26 protein-coding genes and 1 riboswitch are annotated in these 24,837 nt (G+C 34.4%); of the genes, 12 read left to right on the top strand and 14 right to left on the bottom strand.

The window, feature by feature from the left end; translation table 11 throughout:
• Positions 1–73: 73 nt before the first annotated feature.
• Positions 74–248, bottom strand: a riboswitch (cobalamin riboswitch).
• A gap of 123 nt (positions 249–371) precedes the next feature.
• The 6 genes from HGP29_RS20840 to HGP29_RS20815 form a co-directional block, all read right to left on the bottom strand.
• Positions 372–533 carry a Lacal_2735 family protein gene (locus HGP29_RS20840; RefSeq protein ID WP_168884371.1) on the bottom strand — a complete coding sequence of 54 codons (162 nt, stop codon included), beginning with the start codon at positions 531–533 and terminating at the stop codon, positions 372–374.
• A 5-nt stretch (positions 534–538) separates the two neighbouring features.
• Positions 539–1,234, bottom strand: a complete 696-nt coding sequence (locus HGP29_RS20835) for an SDR family NAD(P)-dependent oxidoreductase (RefSeq protein ID WP_168884370.1) — start codon at positions 1,232–1,234, stop codon at positions 539–541.
• Between the two features lie 96 nt (positions 1,235–1,330).
• Positions 1,331–1,636: a thiamine-binding protein gene (locus HGP29_RS20830; protein WP_168884369.1), complete on the bottom strand. Its 306-nt coding sequence runs from the start codon at positions 1,634–1,636 to the stop codon at positions 1,331–1,333.
• A gap of 45 nt (positions 1,637–1,681) precedes the next feature.
• Entirely contained in the window at positions 1,682–2,137 is a 456-nt protein-coding gene (locus tag HGP29_RS20825) for a hypothetical protein (RefSeq protein ID WP_168884368.1), read from the bottom strand.
• Between the two features lie 389 nt (positions 2,138–2,526).
• Complete coding sequence (locus tag HGP29_RS20820) at positions 2,527–5,613, bottom strand: response regulator (RefSeq protein ID WP_168884367.1); 3,087 nt, start codon at positions 5,611–5,613, stop codon at positions 2,527–2,529.
• Positions 5,614–5,652: 39 nt separating this feature from the next.
• The gene (locus tag HGP29_RS20815) at positions 5,653–7,716 is read right to left on the bottom strand and encodes a SpoIIE family protein phosphatase (protein ID WP_168884366.1); all 2,064 of its coding nucleotides are present in this window, start codon (positions 7,714–7,716) and stop codon (positions 5,653–5,655) included.
• Positions 7,717–7,963: 247 nt separating this feature from the next.
• On the opposite strand from HGP29_RS20815, the gene HGP29_RS20810 reads away from it, so the two are divergent.
• From HGP29_RS20810 to HGP29_RS20795, 4 genes are all read left to right on the top strand, one after another.
• Positions 7,964–9,610 (top strand): FAD-dependent oxidoreductase, encoded by a 1,647-nt coding sequence (locus HGP29_RS20810; protein WP_168884365.1) that lies wholly within the window; start codon positions 7,964–7,966, stop codon positions 9,608–9,610.
• Positions 9,611–9,708: 98 nt separating this feature from the next.
• Positions 9,709–10,266 (top strand): YeeE/YedE family protein, encoded by a 558-nt coding sequence (locus tag HGP29_RS20805; protein WP_168884364.1) that lies wholly within the window; start codon positions 9,709–9,711, stop codon positions 10,264–10,266.
• A 10-nt stretch (positions 10,267–10,276) separates the two neighbouring features.
• On the top strand, positions 10,277–10,699 hold the full coding sequence (locus HGP29_RS20800; protein WP_211093359.1) for a YeeE/YedE thiosulfate transporter family protein: 423 nt from the start codon (positions 10,277–10,279) through the stop codon (positions 10,697–10,699).
• An 82-nt stretch (positions 10,700–10,781) separates the two neighbouring features.
• Complete coding sequence (locus HGP29_RS20795; RefSeq protein ID WP_168884363.1) at positions 10,782–11,423, top strand: YiiX/YebB-like N1pC/P60 family cysteine hydrolase; 642 nt, start codon at positions 10,782–10,784, stop codon at positions 11,421–11,423.
• 49 nt (positions 11,424–11,472) lie between these two features.
• Here the strand turns inward: HGP29_RS20795 and HGP29_RS20790 are convergent, their stop codons facing one another.
• The 3 genes from HGP29_RS20790 to HGP29_RS20780 are packed head-to-tail and all read right to left on the bottom strand — an operon-like array spanning position 11,473 to position 13,528.
• Positions 11,473–12,564, bottom strand: coding sequence for a DUF2652 domain-containing protein (locus HGP29_RS20790; RefSeq protein WP_211093358.1), 1,092 nt, complete (start codon positions 12,562–12,564; stop codon positions 11,473–11,475).
• Between the two features lie 11 nt (positions 12,565–12,575).
• Positions 12,576–12,821, bottom strand: coding sequence for a hypothetical protein (locus tag HGP29_RS20785; RefSeq protein ID WP_168884362.1), 246 nt, complete (start codon positions 12,819–12,821; stop codon positions 12,576–12,578).
• A 17-nt stretch (positions 12,822–12,838) separates the two neighbouring features.
• On the bottom strand, positions 12,839–13,528 hold the full coding sequence (locus HGP29_RS20780) for an HAD family hydrolase (protein ID WP_168884361.1): 690 nt from the start codon (positions 13,526–13,528) through the stop codon (positions 12,839–12,841).
• A 202-nt stretch (positions 13,529–13,730) separates the two neighbouring features.
• Here HGP29_RS20780 and HGP29_RS20775 point away from each other — a divergent pair, with 202 nt between their 5' ends.
• Both HGP29_RS20775 and HGP29_RS20770 read left to right on the top strand, forming a co-directional pair.
• Complete coding sequence (locus HGP29_RS20775) at positions 13,731–14,327, top strand: hypothetical protein (RefSeq protein ID WP_168884360.1); 597 nt, start codon at positions 13,731–13,733, stop codon at positions 14,325–14,327.
• 126 nt (positions 14,328–14,453) lie between these two features.
• A complete protein-coding gene (locus tag HGP29_RS20770) occupies positions 14,454–14,753 on the top strand; it encodes a hypothetical protein (RefSeq protein WP_168884359.1) in 300 nt (99 codons plus the stop codon).
• A gap of 414 nt (positions 14,754–15,167) precedes the next feature.
• On the opposite strand, the gene HGP29_RS20765 is transcribed toward HGP29_RS20770, so the two are convergent.
• The 4 genes from HGP29_RS20765 to HGP29_RS20750 all read right to left on the bottom strand — a co-directional run bounded on the left by HGP29_RS20765 (position 15,168) and on the right by HGP29_RS20750 (position 18,883).
• Positions 15,168–15,734 (bottom strand): LutC/YkgG family protein, encoded by a 567-nt coding sequence (locus tag HGP29_RS20765; protein ID WP_168884358.1) that lies wholly within the window; start codon positions 15,732–15,734, stop codon positions 15,168–15,170.
• 1 nt (position 15,735) lies between these two features.
• Positions 15,736–17,106, bottom strand: a complete 1,371-nt coding sequence (locus HGP29_RS20760; protein WP_168884357.1) for a lactate utilization protein B — start codon at positions 17,104–17,106, stop codon at positions 15,736–15,738.
• Positions 17,090–17,860: a (Fe-S)-binding protein gene (locus HGP29_RS20755; protein WP_168884356.1), complete on the bottom strand. Its 771-nt coding sequence runs from the start codon at positions 17,858–17,860 to the stop codon at positions 17,090–17,092. Before HGP29_RS20755 ends, HGP29_RS20760 begins: the two co-directional genes overlap by 17 nt.
• Positions 17,861–17,998: 138 nt before the next feature.
• Positions 17,999–18,883, bottom strand: coding sequence for a class II aldolase/adducin family protein (locus HGP29_RS20750; RefSeq protein WP_168884355.1), 885 nt, complete (start codon positions 18,881–18,883; stop codon positions 17,999–18,001).
• Between the two features lie 206 nt (positions 18,884–19,089).
• On the opposite strand from HGP29_RS20750, the gene aldA reads away from it, so the two are divergent.
• The 6 genes from aldA (at position 19,090) to HGP29_RS20720 (ending at position 23,856) form a co-directional block, all read left to right on the top strand.
• Positions 19,090–20,556: an aldehyde dehydrogenase gene (aldA, locus tag HGP29_RS20745; protein ID WP_211093357.1), complete on the top strand. Its 1,467-nt coding sequence runs from the start codon at positions 19,090–19,092 to the stop codon at positions 20,554–20,556.
• Between the two features lie 82 nt (positions 20,557–20,638).
• Complete coding sequence (locus tag HGP29_RS20740) at positions 20,639–20,818, top strand: hypothetical protein (protein WP_168884354.1); 180 nt, start codon at positions 20,639–20,641, stop codon at positions 20,816–20,818.
• A gap of 126 nt (positions 20,819–20,944) precedes the next feature.
• Positions 20,945–22,108 carry a DUF6786 family protein gene (locus tag HGP29_RS20735; RefSeq protein WP_211093356.1) on the top strand — a complete coding sequence of 388 codons (1,164 nt, stop codon included), beginning with the start codon at positions 20,945–20,947 and terminating at the stop codon, positions 22,106–22,108.
• A 110-nt stretch (positions 22,109–22,218) separates the two neighbouring features.
• Positions 22,219–22,785, top strand: a complete 567-nt coding sequence (locus HGP29_RS20730) for a Crp/Fnr family transcriptional regulator (protein ID WP_168884352.1) — start codon at positions 22,219–22,221, stop codon at positions 22,783–22,785.
• 30 nt (positions 22,786–22,815) lie between these two features.
• Positions 22,816–23,016, top strand: a complete 201-nt coding sequence (locus tag HGP29_RS20725; protein WP_168884351.1) for a hypothetical protein — start codon at positions 22,816–22,818, stop codon at positions 23,014–23,016.
• 27 nt (positions 23,017–23,043) lie between these two features.
• Positions 23,044–23,856, top strand: a complete 813-nt coding sequence (locus HGP29_RS20720; protein WP_168884234.1) for a hypothetical protein — start codon at positions 23,044–23,046, stop codon at positions 23,854–23,856.
• Between the two features lie 3 nt (positions 23,857–23,859).
• Here HGP29_RS20720 and HGP29_RS20715 read toward each other — a convergent pair whose 3' ends face one another.
• Positions 23,860–24,810: a helix-turn-helix transcriptional regulator gene (locus HGP29_RS20715; RefSeq protein WP_168884350.1), complete on the bottom strand. Its 951-nt coding sequence runs from the start codon at positions 24,808–24,810 to the stop codon at positions 23,860–23,862.
• Positions 24,811–24,837 lie beyond the last annotated feature (27 nt).

Below are 24,837 nucleotides of genomic sequence, written 5' to 3'. Positions count from 1 at the left end.
TATATTTCTTCGATAGAGGGGATCTACCAAGTGGTACCATGAAATTTTTCAAACTTTATTCCCGAAGTTTTGTCTAAAAAATAAATGCTTGGTAGGTCTCCTGACTTAGTTCTCACTTTTCGCCTTCTCGTATATTACAATGGCCTATTGAAAAATGACTTTTTGAACTTTTACAGTTGCGGGTACAGTTCTAGATTTTCACTAGATTCCCTGTTATTCCTTGCGGAACCAATGCGAAACAAAAGTGGTGTGGTTTAATTTAATTGAAAGTGATGTTGATCATTATTTAATCTTATTAGTAAATAATATTAAAAAAAGGTTTGCGGTATCTAATAACCACAAACCTTAACATAATACGATATTTAAACCGCTTATAATTTTTCTAATTCTTTTAGCACTTCGTTCGCTTCGTACATTTTAAGATCGCTAGCTTTTCGATCTGTATGCGACAAACGATGTGATTCTTCCAAAAGCTTCTTGTATTTCGCTTCTAGTTTTTCTTTGGGTGATTTCTTTTTAAATAGTCCAAACATGATGATTATAATTTAAGTGTTGATATACCTCCATCCACATGCAAGATTTGTCCTGTCATCCAAGAGGATTGATCCGATAAAAGAAAAGCAGATAATCTTGCAATATCTTCAGCCTCACCAATTCTCTTTAATGGGTGAGTACTGGCATTCGCTTCCTTCTTTGATTCATCACTAAGTAATTTTGATGCCAAAGGAGTATCGGTTAATGATGGTGCTATTGCATTTACTCTAACTTTTGGAGCATATTCTGCTGCCAATGCTTTTGTTAACCCTTCTATCGCACCTTTTGATGCAGCTACTTGAGTATGAAACTTAAAACCTGTCTGCACTGCAACTGTTGAGTACAATACAATGCTCCCTTGTGATTTTCTCAGTTTATTGATCACTGCTTGTAAAACCTTTACGGCTCCGTTGACTTGAAGCTGAAAATCATCAATAAAACTTTGAGGTGTTAATCTTGTAAAAGGCATCAGGTTTATACTACCAGGACAATATGCTACTCCATTTAGTTCATCTGGAAGCTGATCAAAGTTATTGGTCTCCGAAAGTACATCATACTGTTGGTAATGTGTATTTTCGTTCTCAAACGTAGGCATTGTCTTATTATAAGTTGCAAATACTCTATTTCCACTTTCTGCAAGTGTTTTTACTAATGCTTCTCCTATTCCGGATGCCCCTCCTATTATTAGATAATTTTTCATGGTCTACATAAGTGTTACAGAGAATTAACTACCTATGCTCGGAAATGTTTTCAATAAAAAAAGAGAACATCCAATGTTCTCTTCTCTTATTTCAGCCTAAACTTTACCTATTCTTTTCTCAATAGATTCTGTTTTTGCCTTAATCATCCCTGATTTATTTTTATTGTAATCCATGTTCATTACACAATAAATACGGTCAGAGATGGGATCCATAATCTTATAAGCATCGTCTACTACCTTTAATAATTCAGTAACCGTTTCAGCTTCGATTACCGTCCCCATAGGAGAAAACTGATATGTAAGACCAGAGTCTTTAATATGTTGTACTACTTTAGAAACGTATTCTCCAATATGATCACCTTTGTCTATTGGAAAAATAGCAAAATTCATTATTGCACCCATAAATCATTAATTTTTGAAGTTTATGGGTACAAAACTAAGGAATTATTAAGGATGAACAACTGAAGTGGATGCTTTTAAGTTCTCCTCTAATTCTTTATACCAAATCACGAAAAAAGCATCGTATTGATCATCAGATTTCTCTATATTAATTTCATACTCTACTCCCTTATTTTTGGCAAACATCATGGTTGCTTCATCATAAACCAATACAGAATCAAAGGCTACATCAAATTCTTCTTCCATTGATGATTGAAATTGGTCTACTTGTGTTTTATTTAACGTTGTAGGTACCAAGGTATCATTGTTCACCGGCATAATCATTACGCCTAAACATAATTCGGAGTCATCAGACTCCACTGGCATTATCTGATATGTATTTCCTTTAATCGATACGATTTTGTCTTTCTGTTTGCTTTGCCCAATCTTAATGCCTTCTACATCTTGCGCGTTCACCATTAACATTGTTAAGAAAGAAACCGTAGCTAAAATTATCTTTTTCATAATAGGTCATCAACAATAAATGTTGTTATATAAATCGTTAAACTTTTGTTGTAGTCATATTGGGTTTATCCAAATCAATCTTTGATACGTAACATCATACACACATAGTTACACTATTATTGTTAATAGATCATTTTAACAAAAAAATCCGCTCATGAAGCGGATTCTTTCTGTATCCTCCTACGACAAGAGGATATTATATAACTACTTATTTGACTTAAATTTTTTTTCTTTTTGAGTATATACAAATATTCATATTTTCAACGAATTTTTCAATAACCATTTGTAGGTATTTTTCATTATTTTCTTAAATATATGGTACTTAACGAACATATTTTTTTGAAATATAATTATTGCAATCGATTGTTGGATTTAAATTATACAATTTCTTAGGACACTTCTTTTCTTAAAGTGTTCGGTGTTATGTGATAATATTCATTGAAACATTTTGTAAAATAATTCGGAGTATTGAATCCTGTTCTAAAAGAAATCTCCGCCATGGTAAGATCCGTATTTAAAACTAATTCATGAGCATATCTTAACCTGATGTTTCTTATAAAAACACTACTTGATTGTCCCGAGATTGCTTTCACTTTTCGATGCAGCTGACTCCTACTCATTCCTAAGTGATTGGCAACTTCATCAACGGATAAATCGGTATTATCTAAGTTCTCTTCTACAAAAGAAGTAAGGTTCTTAATTAACTTCTCATCTTCAGATGGTAGGTCTGCTATTTCCTTCTTCAGCATAAAATTCGAACTGAATTTCTCTTGAATTAGCTTTCTATTATTGATCAAACTTTTTACTTGCAGTAATAACTCTTGCTTCTCAAAAGGTTTTGTCACAAAAGCATCTGCTTTTAATGAGTACCCTTCTAACTTAGTATCTAAATCAGCTTTTGCGGTCAGTAATACGACAGGTATATGAGATGATTCAACTTCTGCTTTAAGTTTATCCAGTACCTCTAGACCGTTGACCTTTGGCATCATTAAATCGGATATCACAAGGTCTGGTGCGTAGCGTAAGGTCTGTTCTATACCTACCTCACCATTCTCTGCTGTAATTACGTTGTATTCATCATTCAACATTCTTTCTAAATATTGAAGAATATCCTTGTTATCATCAATCACAACAATTGTTGGTAAATGAGCATCGATCACCTCTACTTGGCTTGACTTCACATCAAATGTCTTTTCAAGAGTCGTAGTAGAACTTTCAGAAATGACAGGTTCTAACTGAACAGGTTCTATGATTTCAACATCAATATTTTCCGCCTCAAAGTCTTCTTTTCGAAGTAGAATATTAATGGTGAACCTACTCCACTGTCCTTCTAAACTATCAACACTAATACTACCACCCATTGTTTTAATCAATTCTGATGTTAATGCAAGTCCAATCCCATTACTAGCCGCTAAACCAGATTCTGAATGATAATATTGATCAAATATTTTATCCAAGTTGGCAGCAGGGATACCTTCACCAGTATCATATACCTCAATAGACAGTCGATCATTCTTCTCCTTCAAAGTTACATTGATCTCATCTTGAGGGTGTGTAAACTTAAAGGCATTGAAAACTAGATTATTGATCACTTTGGTCAATTTATCGAGATCCATCAGCGCCTTTTTATCTTCTGATAAGACAGACCAAGAGAAGTTCACCTCATTCTGTTCCGCAAAAGATTCAAATGAACCTAACATGACTTTGAAAGTATCATTAATACTATATTCAGACAGTTTCACCTTCTGTTTTTTATTGTTCTCTAAAGAAGAAAGGTCTAATATCTGATTGATTAAGCTTAATAGCTGTTTTGACTGTCTTTCGATTGTTTTAAGGTGTAGAGGACTATGCTTACTTTTTGTTCTAAGTTCCGTTACTGCACTTAATATAAGCGTTAAAGGGGTTCTAAACTCATGAGATATATTGGAAAAGAAGCGGGATTTAAACTCATCCAATTCCTTTAACCTTTTCTCATTCTCGATAAGTAACCTCTGCTTATGTTCAATTACTACCCTTTTTCCCTCTGACAATATATATTCTTTGTCTTTGTCCTTGTAGCTCTTGTAATAAAAGACACCTCCACCTGCAAAGGTGATAATGAGTATAATTGAGAAAAGAATAAGATTCTGCTTTTTTGCTAATTCTTCATTGTAAGTCAGTTGAGCCTTAAGCTTCTCTTCTTCTTTTTTAACGACTTCATAATTTGCCTCAAGCTTGGCTATCTTTTCAAATTTCTCAAGATTCAGGTATGCTTGTGATAAACTATCATGAATTCGATTTGTCAGATAAGCATTCTTATAGTCTTTTACATTAAAATAAGCCTGACCTAACATACCTGTTGTACCTACTTCATTTTTTAGATTTTTTGTCTTTTTAGATAAAGCGATACTCTTTTTAAACGCTGTGATTGCTTTGTTATAATGTTGTTGATCGTACTCAATATGGCCTTGAATCACATAGAGTAAATCTTCATCTTTTGTTTCACATTCTGCATCTAATGCAATCCCTTTATTAATATAAAGCATCGCACTATCATATTTCTTGGATTCTCTATACGCCTCTGCTATGGATGGATAGATACCTATTTTAAAACAATTTTGGCCGAGTTCATTACGTAATTGCAGAGCTTTTTTAAAATATCTAATTCTGTAGTCTACTGTTTCTAAGATCGCCTCAGTTTCTGTATTCGGATCTAATTGACTCGATAACTTATCATAGGCTCCTCCAATATTTGTTACCACTGTAGCCTGATAGTGTTTGTTGTTTAAATCTATAGAATACTCCTCTGCCAATTTGAACATTTCAATGGCTTTGTATATATATTTTTTAAACAGTTCTTTGTCTTTAACTGATAAGTTTTTCCAGATTAAAGCTTCGTTGTTGACTACTTTAAATAGACCCATTTTATGGTCATGTAGTTCATAAATCAAACGAGCTTTCTTAAACAGTTCCATCGCTTCATCATAATTACCATGATTTCTATAATAGAGTCCTGTTGAATTATAAATATCTGCCAATGGAATTTCCATCCCTTCTTCTTTGAATATTTGAACCGCTTTATCAAAATACGTCAAACATTCTTCTTTATTTTTGATATTATAATAAAGGCTAAACCCAGAATATGCCTTACCTAAGCCTGCATTGTTATTTGACTCTTTTGATAGTTGCTCTACTTTTTCAAAATAGAAGTATAGGCTGTCCAACTTTCTTTTAATAAGATAAGTCTTTGCCAAAATATCATATAAGTCAATTTCAGCATTAATATTATTCGCTGATTCTGCTTCAAAAATCAATTTTTGAAGGCCACTAACGGCATCATTGGGTTTTGAATAACGTAACTGGTTATAATATTGGCTACCCGTACTAAACTTGTTAGACGGTGTTGAATTCTCAAAAACTGTCCTCAACGAATCAATTTCGCTTGCATAAATAGAGGTAGCAGAAAAAATGATAAGGGTGTATATCAGAAATTTCATCAAATAGTAGTTGTGAGCGAAAAAATCAGAGTAATTAAATTATTCTACAGTAAAGCTTAATATTAAAATATCATCGGTTTGCGGCTCCCCTTGATATTTCCTCCAATTGTTCAGTGTAGTGTCAAGAACACTTTCTTGTTCTCTGACAGGTAAATCTTTTATTTCTTCCAACAAGTTTCTAAAGTTATTGGCCATAAACTTTCTATCTTTTGGCCCTCCTAGCTGGTCTTGGTAGCCATCAGTATAGAAGTAGAATTTAGTTCTTCCTTGAGAGATATCTATCTCATGGTTAATAAAACTATTAAATCTTGTATCCATTCCACCAATACTTCTTCGGTCACCTTTAACCACCTGTTGTTTTCCATTTTGGAAGTAAACCCAAGAGTTTTTAGCACTACTTACGGTTACTATCTTTCTTGAGTAGTTGATACAAGCCACCGTAATATCCATACCGTCCTGCACTCCGTAAGTTTCATATTGACTTAAGGTTGTTTGCAAACGTTGGTGCAATCCTTCAAGTATTTCTTTTGGAGAATGAATGTTTTTCACCTTAATGATTTCATTTAAAATACCATTACCAATAAGGGACATAAAAGCACCTGGAACCCCATGCCCCGTACAATCAATAGAGGCAACTATACTTAGGCGTTCGTTGTTTTTATATAATTTCCCTGAGTAATAATAAAAGTCTCCAGAAACCACTCCACATGGCTTGTAGAAGATCATTAAGTCGTCTAACAACTTCTCCATCTTTCTTCTTGATGGTAAAGTCGCAGACTGTATTCTTTTCGCATAATTGATACCCGATTGCACTTGCTTATTCTTAGTATCTAATAGCTTTACATATTCTTGTAAATGGTCTTTTTGTGCTAAGATTTCTTCCCTCTGGGCCTCAATTTCATTGTTTTTCTCAGTAATATGGCTGTATGCTTTCTTGAGATTGAGGTAAAATTTTAAAAGAAGATAAATGCCTAGTACCATCAAAAGGAACATCAAAACCATCACAAAAATAAACTGACGTTGTTGCTTTAATACCTTTTGATTTAACTCTTGCTCTGTCTTTAAAGATGAAATCTCCGATTCTCTTTTTTCTGACGAATAATTTTCTTTGATCTTAGCAATCCTCTCTTTGATATCAACATTATCAATTTGTTCTTTTATTGTTTGATATTCTTTATAGTGATGGAATGCGTTTTCAATATTGTTTCTCTTATATTCAACTTGGTATAGCATTTTGGACGACTCCATTTTCCAGAAGTCGCTGTCTTTTATATCTGCTCGATTATAAACATCTAATGCTTTCTCTTTAGCGAGGATGTACCGATCTAATGTCAGGTAATAATCAGCCAACCAGATTTCATACTCACAAAAAGCATCAAAATTATTGTTCTCCTTGAAATAAGCTAATGCCTCTTGTATTTCTTGAATCGCTTGTTTTACCTTTCCTTGGTTAAAAAGTACGCGAGAACGAATTGCAATAACATAAAACTCTTGTTCTTTAAAACCATACTTTAAAGACTCAAAAAATGACTCATTCAAGTAATACAAAGCAGAATCATTCTCGTTTAGAATAGTATAGGCTTCTCCGATATTAAACATCATCGATACCTGATTTTCTCTCTGATGTAATAGAATGGTATCCGATTCAGCCATAAATCTATTGATCGATGTTAAACCCTTATGGTAAAATTCTATGGCTTTACGATAATCTTTGTCTCTAAAATAGAATACACCAATATTGTTACTGATAGTTGCTACATCAGCCCAATCTTTTAAGGATTCAGAAATCGTTAATGCTTTTAACTCGTAATCAAAACCAACGGCCATGCGTCCTTTCTTGATGTAATAAGACCCCATGAATTGATAAGCGACACTTTCCCACTGCTTACTTTCTATCATCTTACTGACTTCAAGAATTTTTGTCGCGTAGAATAATGTCGAATCTGAAGCAGTGCGAATATGCTCGTAACACTTATCTTCATATTTTTTCAATATATCAATCCCTTTTCGATGTGTGTCAGAAGCTTGCACAGGTGCAAAGACAAATAGATAGCATAGGATGATGATGAAAAAACCGTTAGTATATTTTTTTGTAGTTATCAATGTTATTGAATACAAGTACAAGTAGAGTTATTTACAAGAAAGAAAACAATTTTCAAAAAGTATAATTTTTAATGGATTAATTTATAAGAATCACATAATTTATTGGGTGAGTTGTTAATGAATTCGAAAAATGGTTTAATTCATAACATTGAAAGCATTTGTGTAACAATTGTCACATTTTCAAAATCCTCTCTCTATTACGTTTGTAACATCATAAAAAAATAAGCGATTAAAATAGAGTTTGAAAATGGATAACAAGAAACGTATTATCATTATCGGAGGTTTATCTGCAGGTCCATCTGCTGCTGCAAAAGCAAGAAGAACAGATGAAAATGCTGAGATTATTTTGTTTGAAAAAACAGCTAATATCAGCTATGCAACTTGTGGTATTCCTTACGCATTTTCAGGAAGAATTAAAGATAGAAACAAACTTTTGGTGGTAAAGCCAGATCTATTACGCCAAAGATTTAATATAGATGTACACTTAGAGGAACCGGTAACAAATATTGACCCGGAGTCTCACACTGTATACACTCCAAAAGGGGAATACAAGTATGACAAATTAGTGTATGCAACAGGTGGTACTGCCATCACTCCACAAATTGAAGGAATTACTGATTATCAGGAGTGGGCACATGCCAAAACAATTGAAGACTTTGATAGAATCATCAAATCAAATGCTTTAGACACAGCTGAACATATCACCATTATTGGAGCAGGATTAATTGGTTTAGAAACAGCTGAAAATTTAGTTCAGATTGGCAAAAAGGTAACTATTGTAGAATTAGGTCAACATATCTTAGGACCTTGGGACGATAAGTTTGCCACAATGGGTGAGAAAGTACTATCAGAAAATGGAGTTCGTTTAGAACTAGGAAAATCTGTGGTTAAAATTAATGAAAATGGTGACTTAACTTTAAGTGATGAAACAGTCATCCCTTCCGATTTTCTCATCATGTCTATTGGTGTAAAACCGATCACTGAGATGTTGACGTCAAAAGGTGCTGCTCACCTCCCTAACGGAGCCTTGGTTGTTAATGAAAAAATGGAAACCAACTTACCAGATATCTATGCTGCTGGAGACTGTGCTTCTATACCAAATATTGTAACCAATTCAGAAGGTTGGTTCCCAATGGGTACTCACTCTAACAAAGGAGGTAGAGTCGCTGGAGCCAATGCTGTTGGTGCAAACGAAACTTTCCCTGGTGGTTATGGAACTGCTATCATGGAAATGTTTGATCATACTATCGCTAGAACTGGAGCAGGGCCGAAAATCTTAGAAAGAGAAGGCATAAAGTATGCATCTACATTTATTATTGCCAACTCTCACCCTGGTTTCTACCCTGGAGGTAAAGACATGTATATTGAGATCTATTATACTCCAGATACTCATGTGATCTTGGGAGCTGAATTGTTTGGTGAAAAAGGGGTAGACAAACGTACAGATGTATTAGCTACTGCTATTTATGCAAAATTGACTATTGAAGATTTACCAAATTTAGACCTAGCCTATGCCCCTCCTTTCTCTCCAGCAAAAGATCCTGTTATTGTGGCTGGATTTGTAGCTCAAAATGCTCAAAAAGGATTGTTTAAAGAGGTAAATGTTAGTGTTGCAAAAGCGGCATTCGAATCAAATGAAGAGATGACAATTCTAGATGTTAGAAATCCACAAGAACTAGAAAACGCTGGAATTATACATCCAAATGCGTTGAATATTCCTCTGGATATTCTAAGAGAACGTTTAGATGAAATTGACCCATCAAAACCTATTTATGTTACATGTGCCAAAGGACTTAGAGGCTACTTAGCTTCTCTAATTTTAGCACATCATGGGTTTAAAAACATACACAATATTGCAGGAGGATTTACTGCATGGAAAAAAATTAACTTATAAGATAGTGCTTGTCGATAGTGTCTAATGTTAGATACTATCGACACACTGCTAAATGATTCATCTACTCAATTATATAATTATCAATAACTTTCACGACAATGGAATTTTTATTAGCACCCTGGCCTTGGTATGTCAGTGGACCCATCGTTGGGGCTACAATGGCTTTACTTTTACTATTTGGAAAAAGCTTAGGACTTTCTTCCAATTTTAGAATCGTTTGCTCAGCATGTGGGGCAGGTAAGAAGAATGACTTTTTCAATTTTAATTGGAAAAATGAATCTTGGAACCTTGTCTTTGCAATTGGTTGTATCCTAGGCGGATACATCAGTATGGAGTATCTAGGCGGTGATCACTTAGCAGGAATTTCTAAAGCAACACAAGAACACTTAGCACAGTTAGGAATTACAAGTGACTCGCACTATGTATTACCTACAGAGCTTTTTAGTAAAGATGCCATCTTTTCCTTTAAGGGAATCAGTATGTTAAGTATTGGTGGTTTCTTAATTGGTTTTGGCTCTCGATATGCAGGCGGTTGTACTTCTGGACATGCTATTAGTGGATTATCGAATCTACAATTACCGTCACTTATTGCCGTTATTGGTTATTTCATCGGAGGCTTAATCATGACTTGGCTTATACTTCCTTTTATTCTTTAATACATTATATATGAAACCGATTAGAACAATAATATATTTAATTCTGGGGGTGTTTTTTGGAATCGCCTTATCAAAAGGTGAAGCTATTTCATGGTTTAGAATCCAGGAAATGTTCCGTTTTGAATCTTTCCATATGTATGGATTTATAGGTTCAGCCATTGTTATTGGTGCACTGTGTATTCAAGTCATTAAGATTTTTCAGATCAAAGATTTTGATGGGAAAGATATCGTTCTTGCTGACAAACAGAAAAGTACTTGGAGATATCTTTTAGGAGGTATCGCTTTTGGTCTAGGTTGGGCATTAGTTGGTGGATGTACGGCTCCCCTATTTATCTTAATGGGGTATGGTGAATACAGTATGGTCATTGTCTTTGTCTTTGCATTGTTAGGAACTTTCTCCTACGGAATATTTAGAAACCGTTTACCTCACTAACATTGTTAACGCACAACCCTTCATCTTGTAAAATTATTATTTTTTGATAGTTAAAATAGATCGTTTCCTATAGCTTTGCAGCATGAAATATTTACTTCATTTTGTAATTGTTTTAGTAGCGTTTGCTTCTTGTAAGAAACAACCTACTACCATCAATGATCTAGAGGCAGGTGATATCATTTTCCAAGATCTTGATTGTGGAGATTTTTGTGTTGCTATTAATAAAGTAACAGAAGGATGGAATGGTAGAGATTTTTCTCACTGTGCCATTGTCGCAGAAGAAAATGATTCACTATTTATCATCGAAGCGGTTAGTGCTGGCGTAAAGAAAACTTCTTTCAAAGAGTTTTTTGGTAAGCATACTGGTAATGGTGGCACAGTGTTAGGGCGTGTAAAACCCGAGTATAAATCTATCGCTCAACAAGCGGCAAAACATGCTTTTAAATATTTGGGGAAATCGTATGATGAGGTTTTCGATATTAATAACGACAAGTATTATTGCTCGGAATTAATCTATGAAACATTTAAGGAAGCAAATGAAGGCAAAGAAGTCTTTCACCTTTTTCCAATGACATACAAAGATCCCGACACTAAAGAGTATTTCCCTATTTGGGTAGATTACTTTAATAATTTAGGAGAGCATATTCCGGAAGATGAACCAGGGCTAAACCCAGGTGGTATCTCCAGATCATCCTATTTGGAAGTTACTCCCCTAAAGCTATAATTTAATAGATAACAAAAAAGCCAAGGTTCATTTTCCTTGGCTTTTTTGTTTATACTACTTCTTTAGCATAATATTCTTCAGCATATACTTTTAGAGCTTCAATGGTTTTCTTCGAGTTTTTTAAAAAGAGCTTCTTCACAAAAAACTCAATAAATAACTTATTGATCCAGTTTTTTGGCTCTAAGTGTAACTGAATTTCAAGCTTAGTATTATGCGTACCAATAGAAGACAGTTGATAAAAGGTATGAATTGACTTAACAATTGGAGGGCTGGCTGTATACTCACCATAAACTAAAACACCCGCCGGAACATCTTTTGTCACTGTCACAAGGTTAAAGTGTTTTCCATTTACCACACAGACATGTTCTGTTCCTAACCTTGTTACTTCATCTTCATTGTATTCAAACTTTTCTACTCCCTCAGTCCATTCATGCCTGAATTTATAATTGGTGATCAATTCCAATAACTGTTCTTTTGAAACCTGTATGTCTTGATCTACAGTAAACGTCGGAGGTTTTCCCAAATTCACCTTGTGAGCATAAGAATAAGGCTTCAGCTGTAGGTTTTTGGTATTTATTTCAGAGTATACATAGGGTATTTCTTCTCCATCATAAAAATCACTGGAGCTATTAAAATTGAATAGCTTCGATTGATAGTTTTCTGATAAATGGATTTCTTTTCTAAGATCATCTGAAATCAGAATATAGTTATCACTGTCCACTGAGTTTTTTAATAATCGATGAACTTGAATAACTGCTTTACCAAAAGGCTTACGCTTGTTCTGAACATTAATAAACTGTATATCACAACAATGGGCTACAATCTTTAATTGTAAATTTGGTGCCGACATACAAGCGTTACAAGGACAAACTCTATTCTTCTTTAGTAATTCAAGATGGGAATAAAATGCTGTATACATTTGCTCCGCTTGGGCTAGAAGACGTTCTAATGATGGCACTTCATTTTCTTTAAAGAAAAATAGGGCATCACCTTCCACCTCTGCTAACTCCAATCCTTCAATGTTAGATTGGATCAATATATCTAATAGTTCAGCAATCACATGCTGACTATGTTCTACTTCTGTATTTTGTATAAATTCTGTAAATCCAGAGATATCAGGAAGAAAAAGCAATGATTTCATAATTGGTCGAGTTATTTTCTTTTTTTGGATTTCCTTTTTTCACTCCCCACTTCATACATGGGTTTCTTTGGCTTACCAAAAAACTTTTCATAAACATTCATCACAAAACGAATAGGCCATGTGACAACTCTGATTACATAATAGAAGGCACTACTTACAAACATACTTGCCATAAAAAACAGCGTAAAAAAAGCCTCAAATGCGGCAACAAAAACCAATAAGACTTTCTTAATAATGCCTACAAAAAATGATCTCATAGTGTAGTTCAGTCAGTTTATAAGATAGATGTTATGTCTAATATAGAATTTAATTCCTTAAATCTATCATTTTCCTCAATTTCATGATCTATCATTTCATGGGCCCAAGTAGTATGGAAAGGAACATGGTAAGCGTAGGCTCCTAAGGATAATACAGGTACAATATCTGATTTCAAAGAGTTACCAATCATCAGAAATTCTTCGGGTGCTACATCCAAATGTTGAAGTAATTTTTGGTACTCGCTTTCCGTTTTCTCTGAGACAATCTCAGTATGGTGAAAATATTGTAATAAATCTGATTTAATTAACTTCTGTTCCTGTTCTAATAAGTCACCTTTCGTCGCAACTACCAATCGATATCTCCCTTTTAAGTATTCCAACGTCTCAATAACTCCATCCAATAGTTTTATTGGGTTATTCAACATTTTTTTACCTAAATCTAAGATCTGTTCGATTTCTTGGGCAGTTACTTTACCATTAGAGAACTTCACAGCCCCTTCAATCATTGATAATGACAGGCCCCTCGTTCCGTAGCCGTACATTTTTAAGTTATGGATGACGAGGTCGAATAAATTCTTTTTCAGTTCACCCTTGGGCATGTACTTCTCAATAATTTTAAAATAATTGTCTTCGAATTCTCTAAAGTATGGTTCGTTAATCCATAGTGTATCGTCTGCATCAAAGGCAATTACTTTAATATTCTTCATTATGAGTATAATTGAGTTAAAACTTCAACAAAGCTAGTAATTTTTAGAATAGAGGGTTCAATAAAAAATTAATTTTTGGACCAAAATTACTTAAATTCTGAAAAGTGAATCCAATATCTTTTTTTCATTAGTTCCATATCAAACATTTTTTTCTTGATGTATCATTTTATAAATTTCTAGATCATCTAAACAGTTCAAGCAAATGATACAAGTAATCCATGTACTAATTCACAATTCATTTATATACAAACCCAATTATACTCCAGAGACTAGAGCAACATTAAACGATTGGTTGACTAAGGATATACAAAGAAATTATACTTATCAAGACGGGATTTTATCATTTCATCAATCACTAAAAAATAGTATTACTGTCGATAAGAGTATTGGAAAGATTATTATCGTTCAAGATGTAGTAAATAAGACTGAGAAAGTGGTATCACTTCCGAAGAATAAGAATAATTTTGATGAAGGTTTCTATCAGATAAAGTTTCATGATGAAGAAATACCGTCATTACATTTCCAATTAGGCGAATATCTCAATATGGAGATCCCGAGTCCATCTAGAGAATCTCATAAATTAGCACTTCTTCATATTGGAAAAACCATAAGACACAGAACAAATTTTAAGTTTGAATGTAGAGGGGATAGTTTAGGTGCTCAGCGTTCCTATGGAGAATATGATACATTAGTCACCTACCTTGGTTCTACCAAAAATGTTGATTTCAATTTGAAAAAATCAACTGTACTACCAATTCAAATCTCCAAAGAGATCAATGAGCGAAAGATGCTATATTAGTTAAAGAGATAGAAATTTATTCATAACAAAGAATTAATTGTGAAAAAAATCAAGTGATCACTATAGCTATGATTTAAAGTTTATCGACTTTTTGTATATTTAATTAGAACTTAAAATAATTCAATTATGCTTACACCCGAAGAACAAAAAGCTGAGGATGCTTTAGATAGCAGTTTTAAAGGCTCAATTGCCCAAATAAAAAAGGGAATGATGGAGCAAGACCTAAATATTATTCGTGAAGTTATAGGTAATATTACTGTTTGGTGCGGCCATTTAGGTGACAGACCAGATTGGCTTACAAGTTTTTCTAGAACAGTACAGGAAAAAATAGATCAATACGGCAATAGTGATCAAGTTGATGCTAAAGAAAAATTCTTCGAAGAACTACAAAAGGCTTACGACTCCATTATCTTAAAAAAAGCATAGGTCAATAAGAAATTAATTGCATGCCCTTACAAAATGAGGGTATGCAACCTTAAAACAGCGTAATGTAACGCAAAAATACAATGATGTAACATCAAAGTGGGTACATGTAACGATAATTCACTACCATGTAATGCTAAATTGGAGGTATGTAACAGTGATATGCCGCCATGTAACGTCAATCTGAGTGCATGTAATGCTAATTTATGTAGATGTAACAGCGAAACACCCCTATGTCATCGCAAAATGATTCTATGTAACGTAAAATCACCTACTGTAAACGCTGAAAACATACCATGTTAAAACAAAAACACACCTTATAAAGGTGTGCCTTTCAACTTTTCTTCTATAAATTATTTCTGCTTGATTTTCATAGATGTATTCTCACTTATATATATACTTAAACTATTTATTCTTCTACTTTTGAATAAAAACAGTGAGAGACTTTGCTCCATGTGCACCTTTTACAAGGGATTGCTCAATATCTGCTGTCTTTGATGGACCTGAGATAAATACTCCATATCCATTTTCTTGTGGTTTGATATATGTATAAGCCTCATGCATATTCCAAACAACTTTTTGATAAGGAAGAACAATAATAAGATGACTTGCTATTGCTGTTAAAGCTCTATGTTCTAAGTCATCGCCTGCTACCCAAATAGCACCATTCTCTGCCACTCCTAGCTGTCCTTCAATTACAGAAAGATGAAGGTCTGACATTGCTGTTTCACCTAATGTATTGGTTAGTCCTAGTTCTTCAATCGGAGAATAAACAGGACCTTCCTTTTTTCTTTCTTCTACTAATTGGTGCAGGTGATCTCGGTTATCACTAATGATTACCTCTACTCCTAAAGTGCCTAAAGCATCAAAAAAGAAAGAGTGTTTATCGTCTGAAAGACCATCGAAAATAGGAACTAATGGAAGCGATTTTGATGGTAGTCCAAGTCCTTTAATATTCCCTAGAATTTTATCTTTTGCTGTCATATTAGTTCTTATTTTTCTTGTACCAATCATCAAATGTCTGCGTTGGAACTGGTAGTTCTCTTTCTAATCCCCAAGTATTCATACCATTGTAAATCAATGCTCTTGGTCCTTTCAAGAAAGTATTGCCTACTTTTCCCATCAATTTAAATAGCGTCGGGTTACCCATGGCTTTTCCTGCCATTTTCATACTCATCTTTTTAGCGGGATCATAATTGGTTTCTTCCATAATGATCTGACGCCACTTATAAAGCTGAGTATGTATATCAATTTTTACTGGACACACATCACTACATGATCCACATAATGTAGAAGCAAAAGGTAATGAACTATGCTTTCGTAAATCTTTACCTGGTGAAAGGATAGAACCAATGGGTCCTGGGATCGTGTAAGTATAACTATGACCACCACTTCTTCTATAGATCGGACAAGTATTCATACATGCTCCGCATCTAATACAGTTTAGTGATTTCCTAAAATCATCTCTTCCTAACTGTTCTGTTCGACCATTGTCTACTAAAACAATATGCATTTCCTTTCCTTCTTTGGGTTGGTGGAAATGAGAACTATATGTAGTAATCGCTTGTCCGGTTGCACTCCTTGCAAGAAGTCGTAAGAAAACGCCTAGATGTTCAACCTTAGGAATAATCTTTTCTATCCCCATACAGGCAATATGAACTGGGGCCAAATTAGCTCCCATATCTACATTTCCTTCGTTGGTACAAACCACAAATCCTCCTGATTCAGCTACAGCAAAGTTGACACCTGTAATGGCAGCATCTGCTTTGAGGAACTCGTCTCTAAGGTGCTTTCTTGCTGCTCTTGTAAGGTAAGTAGGGTCAGTAGCGCCTTTTTCAGTATTAAGGTGTTCATGAAAAAGCTCTCCTACCTCTTCCTTCTTTTTATGAATAGCAGGTAATACAATATGACTAGGGTGTTCTTTGGCCAATTGAACTATACGTTCACCTAGGTCCGTATCCACCACTTCAATATCATGTTGGTTCAAATGAGGGTTCAATCCACATTCTTCTGTCAACATGGATTTACTTTTTACCACATTTTTCACCTTATGTTTTTGGAGAATAGACAAAACAATGTCATTGTGTTCTTTGGCATCTTTTGCCCAATGTACATGAATCCCATTTGCCTTTGCCTGTTCTTCAAATTGTAAAAGGTATTTATCTAGATGCGATAAAGTATGTGCCTTAATTTGAGAAGCTATTTCTCTAAGTTCTTCCCACTCTGGGATGGAATGAGCTGCTGTATCTCTTTTTTCGCGTACAAACCATAACGCTTTGTCATGCCATGAAACACGCTTTGGGTTCTTATTAAAAACCTTTGCTCCTTCCTGATGTGATTTATATTGCGTTGACATGTTGACTATTCTTTGCGTTAGAGTTGATTGCTTTAGAAGCTAAGATTTCTGCCAGATGAATTACCTTAATTGGAAGTTGTTTTCTCTGTATGATTCCATCCAAATGCATTAAACAAGACATATCCCCTGAAGTAATGTACTCCGCACCGGCATTGATATAATCGTTTAATCTATCATTACCCATTCTCACCGACACATCAGGTTGAGATACACTAAATGTTCCTCCAAAACCGCAACATTCATCTGCTCTTGAGGGTTTCACTAATGATAATCCGTCTACTTGTTCTAAAAGTTTATCTTGTTTGGATACATCACAAGTGACCCTTTCTGAGCATTGTCCCAATCTCATTCCTCTTAAACCATGACAGCTTTTGTGTACAGCTACTTGATGCCCAAAAGATGCTTCTAAAGTATCATCCTTCATCACATCATACATAAATTCTGTAAGATCGTATACTTTTGGCACCAATGATGACATCTCCGGGTACAAAGTTGCACCATGCTCCCTAACATGCAACACACAACTTGCTGAAGGACCTACAACATAATCGAAGTCCTTAAAATTTTTATAGAACACTTTTAATGCCTCTACCCCATCTTTTTCACAACCAGAGTTAGCCATAGGCTGGCCACAACAGGTCTGACTCATGGGATAGGTTACATTACCATATTTTTGTAACAATTGTAATGTTGCCTTTCCTACCTCTGGGTAGAATTGGTTGATATAACAAGGTATAAATAATCCGATTTCCATTTTGGTAGTAGATTTAAAGTATTAGGTAGTAAAATGTCTTGCCTGCTTTTATACAGACAAGACATATGATCTTGGTCTGATTAGAACCAAAACTGTTGAAATTATAGTCACACAAAATCTGTAGCCACACAGAGTTTACTATCTTCTATTGATGATTTTAGCCTTTTTATAGAAGTCGTTAAGTAACAATTCTTCGTCTGCCCACTTCGAACGTTTATCGTACATTCCAAGCTTCTCTCTAATTGCGATCATTTCTCTAGCCTTTTCAACACCTACAGCAGAAATTTCAGGAGAAACAATAGTAGCTACTGCCACTGTCTGACAAATCGCCTCTACATTTTCCATTTTCCAGTAAGCATCTTCCAAATGGCTACCCCATACAATTACGCCATGGTTTTCCATTAATACCGCCTGATGATCAATTGCCGTTTCGCCAATTACTTGTGCATTTTCCGGTGAACCTGGAGTTTCATATTTTGCTAAACCAATCTGACCTAAGAAAATGTCTGCCTCAGGAATAACACCTGTTGGAGGTACAATAGAAGCAATTGCGAAGGCAGTACCATGAGGAGGGTGAGCGTGAACACAAGACTTTGCAGAAGGCATACGCTTCATTACAGCTAAGTGCGTCATTACTTCACTAGTTCTTGGTCGGATGCCTGCTTTTTGATTACCATCCATATCTACTAAACAGATATCTTTTGGTTTCATCGCACCTTTAGAGATTAATGTAGGAGTACATAATACAAGGTTATCACCTACACGTACCGTAATGTTACCTCCATTACCATCGACAAATCCTTTTTGCCATAAACGTAGACCTACAGAGCAGATTTCCTTTTTAAGCTTCTTGATAGGTTTAGAATTAAAAAACAACTCTACCTCTTCTCTAGTGACAGGATCCTCACCTTTTTTCCAATGGAATTCTAATTGAGGTAACTCTGGAGTTATTTTCCAGTTACTTTGTTCTTCTCTGTTTTTCTTAGATTTCTTTACTGATCTAATTGGAGTGATTGCGTTCATAATATATATAAATATTTTTTTGTTTCATTTTGCTTTCGATACTCCAAACATAACAGGACAAATACAGGAAAGTATCCTTTAGTGTCCTGGGCACACTACAGGATACTACAGGACATTAACACTAAAAATTAGTCGTAACTAGCAGGTAAGTTCAGCTCGAATGAACATCCAAACAAAGAATTATTACACTATATTTTTATAACACTATGTCACAAAACTCTTATGCTGTTGGTACGCAGGTGAAAACGTACCAACAATATATCGCGGGATCATTTTTTAGCTCAGCTAACCACATTGAAGTTCTAAACCCATGTACTGAAGAAGTAATTGCTTTAGCTCCAAGAGGTACTAAAGAAGATGCTGATAAAGCAGTTGCAGCGGCTAAAGCTGCCCAAGTTGAATGGGGCCTTTTACCCGCAGTTGCAAGAGCAGAGTATTTAAAGAAAATGGCACAAGTCATTAGAGACAACAGAGTATTTCTTGCAGAAACTTTAGCTTCGGAACAAGCGAAAGTAATGGGTCTTGCTCAAGTAGAAATTGATGTTACTGCTGTTTACTTTGATTACTATGCTGGTCTTGCTAGGTCTTATGAAGGTGAGATCATTCAAAGTGACCGTCCAAATGAGCAAATGATGTTACACAAACTACCTATTGGTGTGGCTGTAGGTATTTGTCCTTGGAACTTCCCGTTCTTCGTAATGGCTCGTAAAATTGCTCCTTCTTTATTAACAGGTAATGCTTGTGTCGTAAAAGTAAGTGAAGAAACACCTATGGTATGTTTTGAATTTGCTCGTCTTATCGAAAATATTGGTCTTCCAACTGGAATCTTAAGTATTCTAACAGGATATGGTCATGAAGTAGGACAAGCATTATCAGAAAACCCTGATGTAGGTATTATCAGTTTAACAGGTTCTGTAGGAGCTGGCCAAAAAGTAATGGAGGCAGCTGCAAAGAATATCACAAAAGTATCTTTAGAGCTTGGTGGTAAAGCACCTGCAATTGTATGTAAAGATGCTGATCTTGATTTAGCTGTAAAAGCAATTGTAGCATCAAGAGTTATTTTCAGTGGTCAGGTATGTAACTGTGCTGAAAGAGTATATGTAGAAGAAGAAGTATACGATGAGTTTATGACAAAACTTCTTCCTGCAATGAAAGCGGTTCGCGTAGGTGATGCAAGAACTGATGACAAAGCAGATATGAGTGCTCAAATCAATAAAACGCAATTGATGAAAATCGATAGCATGGTAAAAAGAGCCGTTGAGCAAGGTGGAGATGTATTGTTAGGTGGTAGAGCATCTACAAACTTCTCAAAAGGATATTACTATGAGCCAACGGTTATCGTTAATGTTGAGCAAGATCATGAAATCATGCAGGATGAAACTTTCGGTCCTATCCTTCCAGTAATGAAAGTTTCTTCATTCGACCAAGCTTTAGATTATGCAAACGACAGTGACTATGGCTTAACATCATCTATCTATACTAATGACATCAACAAAGTGCTTAGAGCAACTAAAGAGTTGAGATTTGGTGAGACGTATGTTAACCGTGAAAACTTCGAGGCAATCCAAGGTTTCCACGCAGGCTTCAGAAAGTCGGGTATTGGTGGAGCAGATGGTAAGCATGGTTTAGAAGAGTATCTACAAACTAAAGTAATGTATATACAGCAAAACTAATCCAATTAATTAGCAAGAGTCTATTGCTTTTGGTAGACTCTTGCCACCTATTTTTTTTCAATGATTCATATTTTTTAAGGACATGACTTATCCATTAAACAATCTTCAAGAAGAACAGCAAATCATTAATGCCATTTTACGTAATGATCAAAAACGCAAAAAATGGCTTAAGGCTTCCAATTGGTTAAAAACACAAATGATCAAATGGGAGATTCAAAATATTGCACCTGATCAAAGATCAGTGATCATAAAAAATAAGTAATAGACGAATATATACACAATTAAAGCTCTTCATAATTATGCAAGAGTTTTTTCTCTTTCTAAAAAGGACACCTCAAACTTAGTACTATTTAAAGAAATGAAATTTATTAATAAAATATTTATCGTTATGAGTTTATCAACAACACTAAGTTGTAATGAAGAGAGTAATCAAATCAAAGAAGGTACTTTTGGTTATGATGTTGACTTTTTAAACCAGTACCAGAATACCATTGTTTTAGAAAATAATAATGGAAAAAGTAAGGTAGCAGTTGTACCCGCTTATCAAGGTAGAATACTCACAAGTTCTGCAAGTGGTAATCAGGGAAATAGCTATGGTTGGTTAAATTATGACGCTATTTCTTCAGGTAAAATAGAAGAGAAAATAAATATATATGGTGGTGAAGACCGTTTCTGGCTAGGCCCGGAAGGTGGCCAATACTCTATTTTCTTTGATCCTAAAACAGAATTTACCTTTGAAAATTGGAGGACACCCAAGGAAATTGATACAGATGTATTTGAAGTTGTCGAGAAAAGTAAAAATAAAGCTGTCTTCCAAAAGGAAATGCAGTTAACTAATTACTCTGGTTTCCCATTCCATATTTTAGTCAATCGAGCTGTTAAAGTTTTTGATCAAGCAGAAATTGAAAAAAATATTTCATTAAACCTCAATGATTTATCCGTTGATTATGTAGGTTTTGAATCGATCAATGAAATCAAAAACATTGGTAAAAAAGCATGGAACAAAGAAACTGGCTTACTCTCTATATGGATTTTAGGGATGCTAAATCCTACCAAAGAAACTGTTGTGATGGTTCCTTATAAATCACAAGCTGACTACCAAAGTTATTTTGGTGATATTCCGACAGAAAATATCAAAGTAAAAGATCAACTCATTTTGTTCAAGGCAGATGGTACCCATAGATCCAAAATTGGATTGGCTCCTCAGAATACTATCCCTCTATTAGGAAGTTATGATGCGGAGAAAGAGGTACTAACGGTAGTCCAGTTTAGTTTTAATAATGATCAGGACTATGTAAACTCAATGTGGGAATTACAGGAAAATCCATATAAAGGTGATGTTGTAAATACATACAATGATGGTCCATTAGAAAATGGGGATCAATTAGGTCCGTTTTATGAACTAGAATCATCTTCTCCGGCAAAAGAACTTTCTATCAATGAAAGTATTGTTCACAAACATATTACCTATCATTTTGAAGGTAATAAAGAAGATCTCAATAAGATTAGTTTGCGGTTATTTAAAACTGACTTAGAAAGTATCAAACTTTAGTCTCTTATTAATTTTCTAATTTGATAAGCTCAACTTAATTTAAGTTGGGCTTTTTTCTTACCCAAATTCATTTACATTTGTATTATACTATTTATGAATCACTCAAAAACATGCGAAACTATCTAAATGCAACCGGCTTATTTAATCAACAAGAAATTGATGAGTTTCTCTCAATAGGTAAAAGAGTTTACCTGCAGAAAGGAGAGTTTTATCTTTCCGAGGGAGAAATCGCTAAGAAATTTGCCTTTGTCGTTTCAGGTGTGTTACGTTCATTTTATTATTCTAGTAAAAGTGAAGAAATCACCTATTGTTTTTGCTTTAATAATGAGCTTATTAGTGGTTATTCATCGATGGTCACTCAACTCCCTACAAGAGAGAACATCCAAGCAATAGATGACTGTGAATTGATCGAATTTTCTATGGAACAAGTCAATCAAATCATAGGAAATAAAAGTAATTGGTTACAATTTTCGAAAGAAATCGCTGAACGAAATTACATTAAATTAGAACAACGTATCTTTATTCTTCAGAAAGAAAACGCTCAGATGGCTTATAATGATCTTTTGGAACGACATGCAGAGTATCTCAATAAAATACCATTAGGATATTTAGCCTCTTACCTAGGAATTAGCCAAAGGCATTTAAGTCGTATTCGGAAAGAAGCAACATATATATAATCAAATTCCAAAACTTAAATTACCCTCTTTATGCCCGACAAGAAAAACTTTTTAGTAGGAGTAACTTTCCTTATTATGATTGTTTTAAGTATTTCACTTTTTATTAAAGGAAAAGATGCTGAACTTCAAGCCAAGGAAAGTAAAAAATTACAACAACTGTATTCTGTTGAAAAGGAAAAAGTAAGTGCCTTACAGGAAAAACTAAAAGAATGTAGAGCACAGAATAAATAACGACAGATCATTAACGCTCTATCTTAAATGAACAAAACTCATTTCATCTTCTTCTCTCTAATTTTATGCCTTGGCTGTAGTAAAAAATTAAATACGATTGTGATCCCAGAAGGTACAGATCCTAATTTTAAAATTGTATCACATCAAGATAAGGGGTTCACTGCTACAAATAGAAAAGTAGATGTATTTGGTATTCCGATCTATGCCTATAAGGATGTAGAAGATGAAAAACTTTTACATGCCGCAAATGTGATGGCACAGTATCTAGATAATGATGAAGATGGAGTTGTAGACAATCCTATACTAATCACTACTTTACTAGCAAATAACGCTGCTCTTTTTATGTGGAAAAAGGAGTCTCAAATCCGACTAAATGCTCAAGATTTGGGAGCAGATGAAACCGTTCCAGAATGGCACAGTAATCCTAATATGAGGTTTGATGCTTCACTTGAAGAAGTTTGGCATGTCATTACACATTCGGGTTATTCTAAAGCCTATCCAGAGGTTTTTGGTGAAAATGAAAACTCTCAATTGGCAAAAGCTATGGATATAGCTAGAGGCGGAGTTTATCAAAAAATACCATCCGAATACCCCTCAACAGCCTGGTATACCTACAATGACCGTACTTGTACTTATGATTGTCAGGTGACAGAATATTTTTATTGGGGTATGACTTCAATTCTTGGTGCACAAAAAGATCGATTAGAAAGTATTGATAATGAATGGAGATTAAATACAAAGGATAAAGTTGCCCAAACAGATCCTTTACTGTACCAATTATTGACTGACTCCACTTATCAATTCCCAACGATATTACCCAACGGAAAGTATCGACAGTAAAGACTACTTTCTATACTCACTTGGTTTTACTCCAAAATACCCTATATAGCTTTTGGATAGATGATTTACATCTGAAAATTGATATTCATAGGCTAATGTAGTAAGTGTCTTGTTTGTATTTTCAAGTTCTTCTTTCACTTTTAATAGACGTTGTTCATTGTAAAACTTATAAAGTGTCTGTCCATATAACTCTTTAAAAATATTGGTCAGTTTAGTGGATTGTATACCATATTCTTTGGCCAACTCTTTCAATTTTGGCTTTACTTTCAGGTTTTCAGTGATTAGATATCGGATTCTTTGAACTGCTGCTAATTCATGATCCAAGAAAAATAGTTGGTCTTCTTCTGCCTGAAATTTTTCTAATGTATTTTCTAAAATGACTAATAGTAATCTGAGTCGAGCATTATACCACTTCTCTTTATATTGAGGCAAAATTTCGTGTCTTAATCCTTTAATCATTCCTTTATACCAATCTGTTGTTAACTTATTTCCAGAATGATAGAGGTAAGTATTTATCTTTTCTAACTTTTCAATAACTATGGGAGAAAATACACTCTTATTGATTTGAAAAACAATGGCCTTTTGAGTGATTCCTTTTTTCTGATTGATTCTAATTTTTTGATCCCCTTTTAGAAAAATAAAACCTTTGGGAGTATTAATAAAAACTTCCCTTTCCCCCTCCATAAATGAGATGCCATTAAAAAACAAAGCTATCAGGTAATCGTAATTTTTTGTTTTATGTACATCGACTTTAAAATCCTGAAGAATTTGATGTTCATGTGCTACCACTACAAGCTGTTCATGATCTTCTGAACAATACGAATAACCTTTTATTAAATCATTATCTATCTCTACAGTATAGGGTGATATGATCTTCCCTTTTATATGCTTTTCTAAATAGTTAATGTAAGGTCCATCAAAACCTGATTCATGAAATTCGAGTGATTCTGCCATGTTAATACGATCCGTTTTATATTTAAA

This window comes from Flammeovirga agarivorans (assembly GCF_012641475.1).
GTDB lineage: Bacteria > Bacteroidota > Bacteroidia > Cytophagales > Flammeovirgaceae > Flammeovirga > Flammeovirga agarivorans.
Note: the sequence above shows the minus strand (reverse complement) of the source record. Positions and strands in the feature narration are given on the sequence as shown.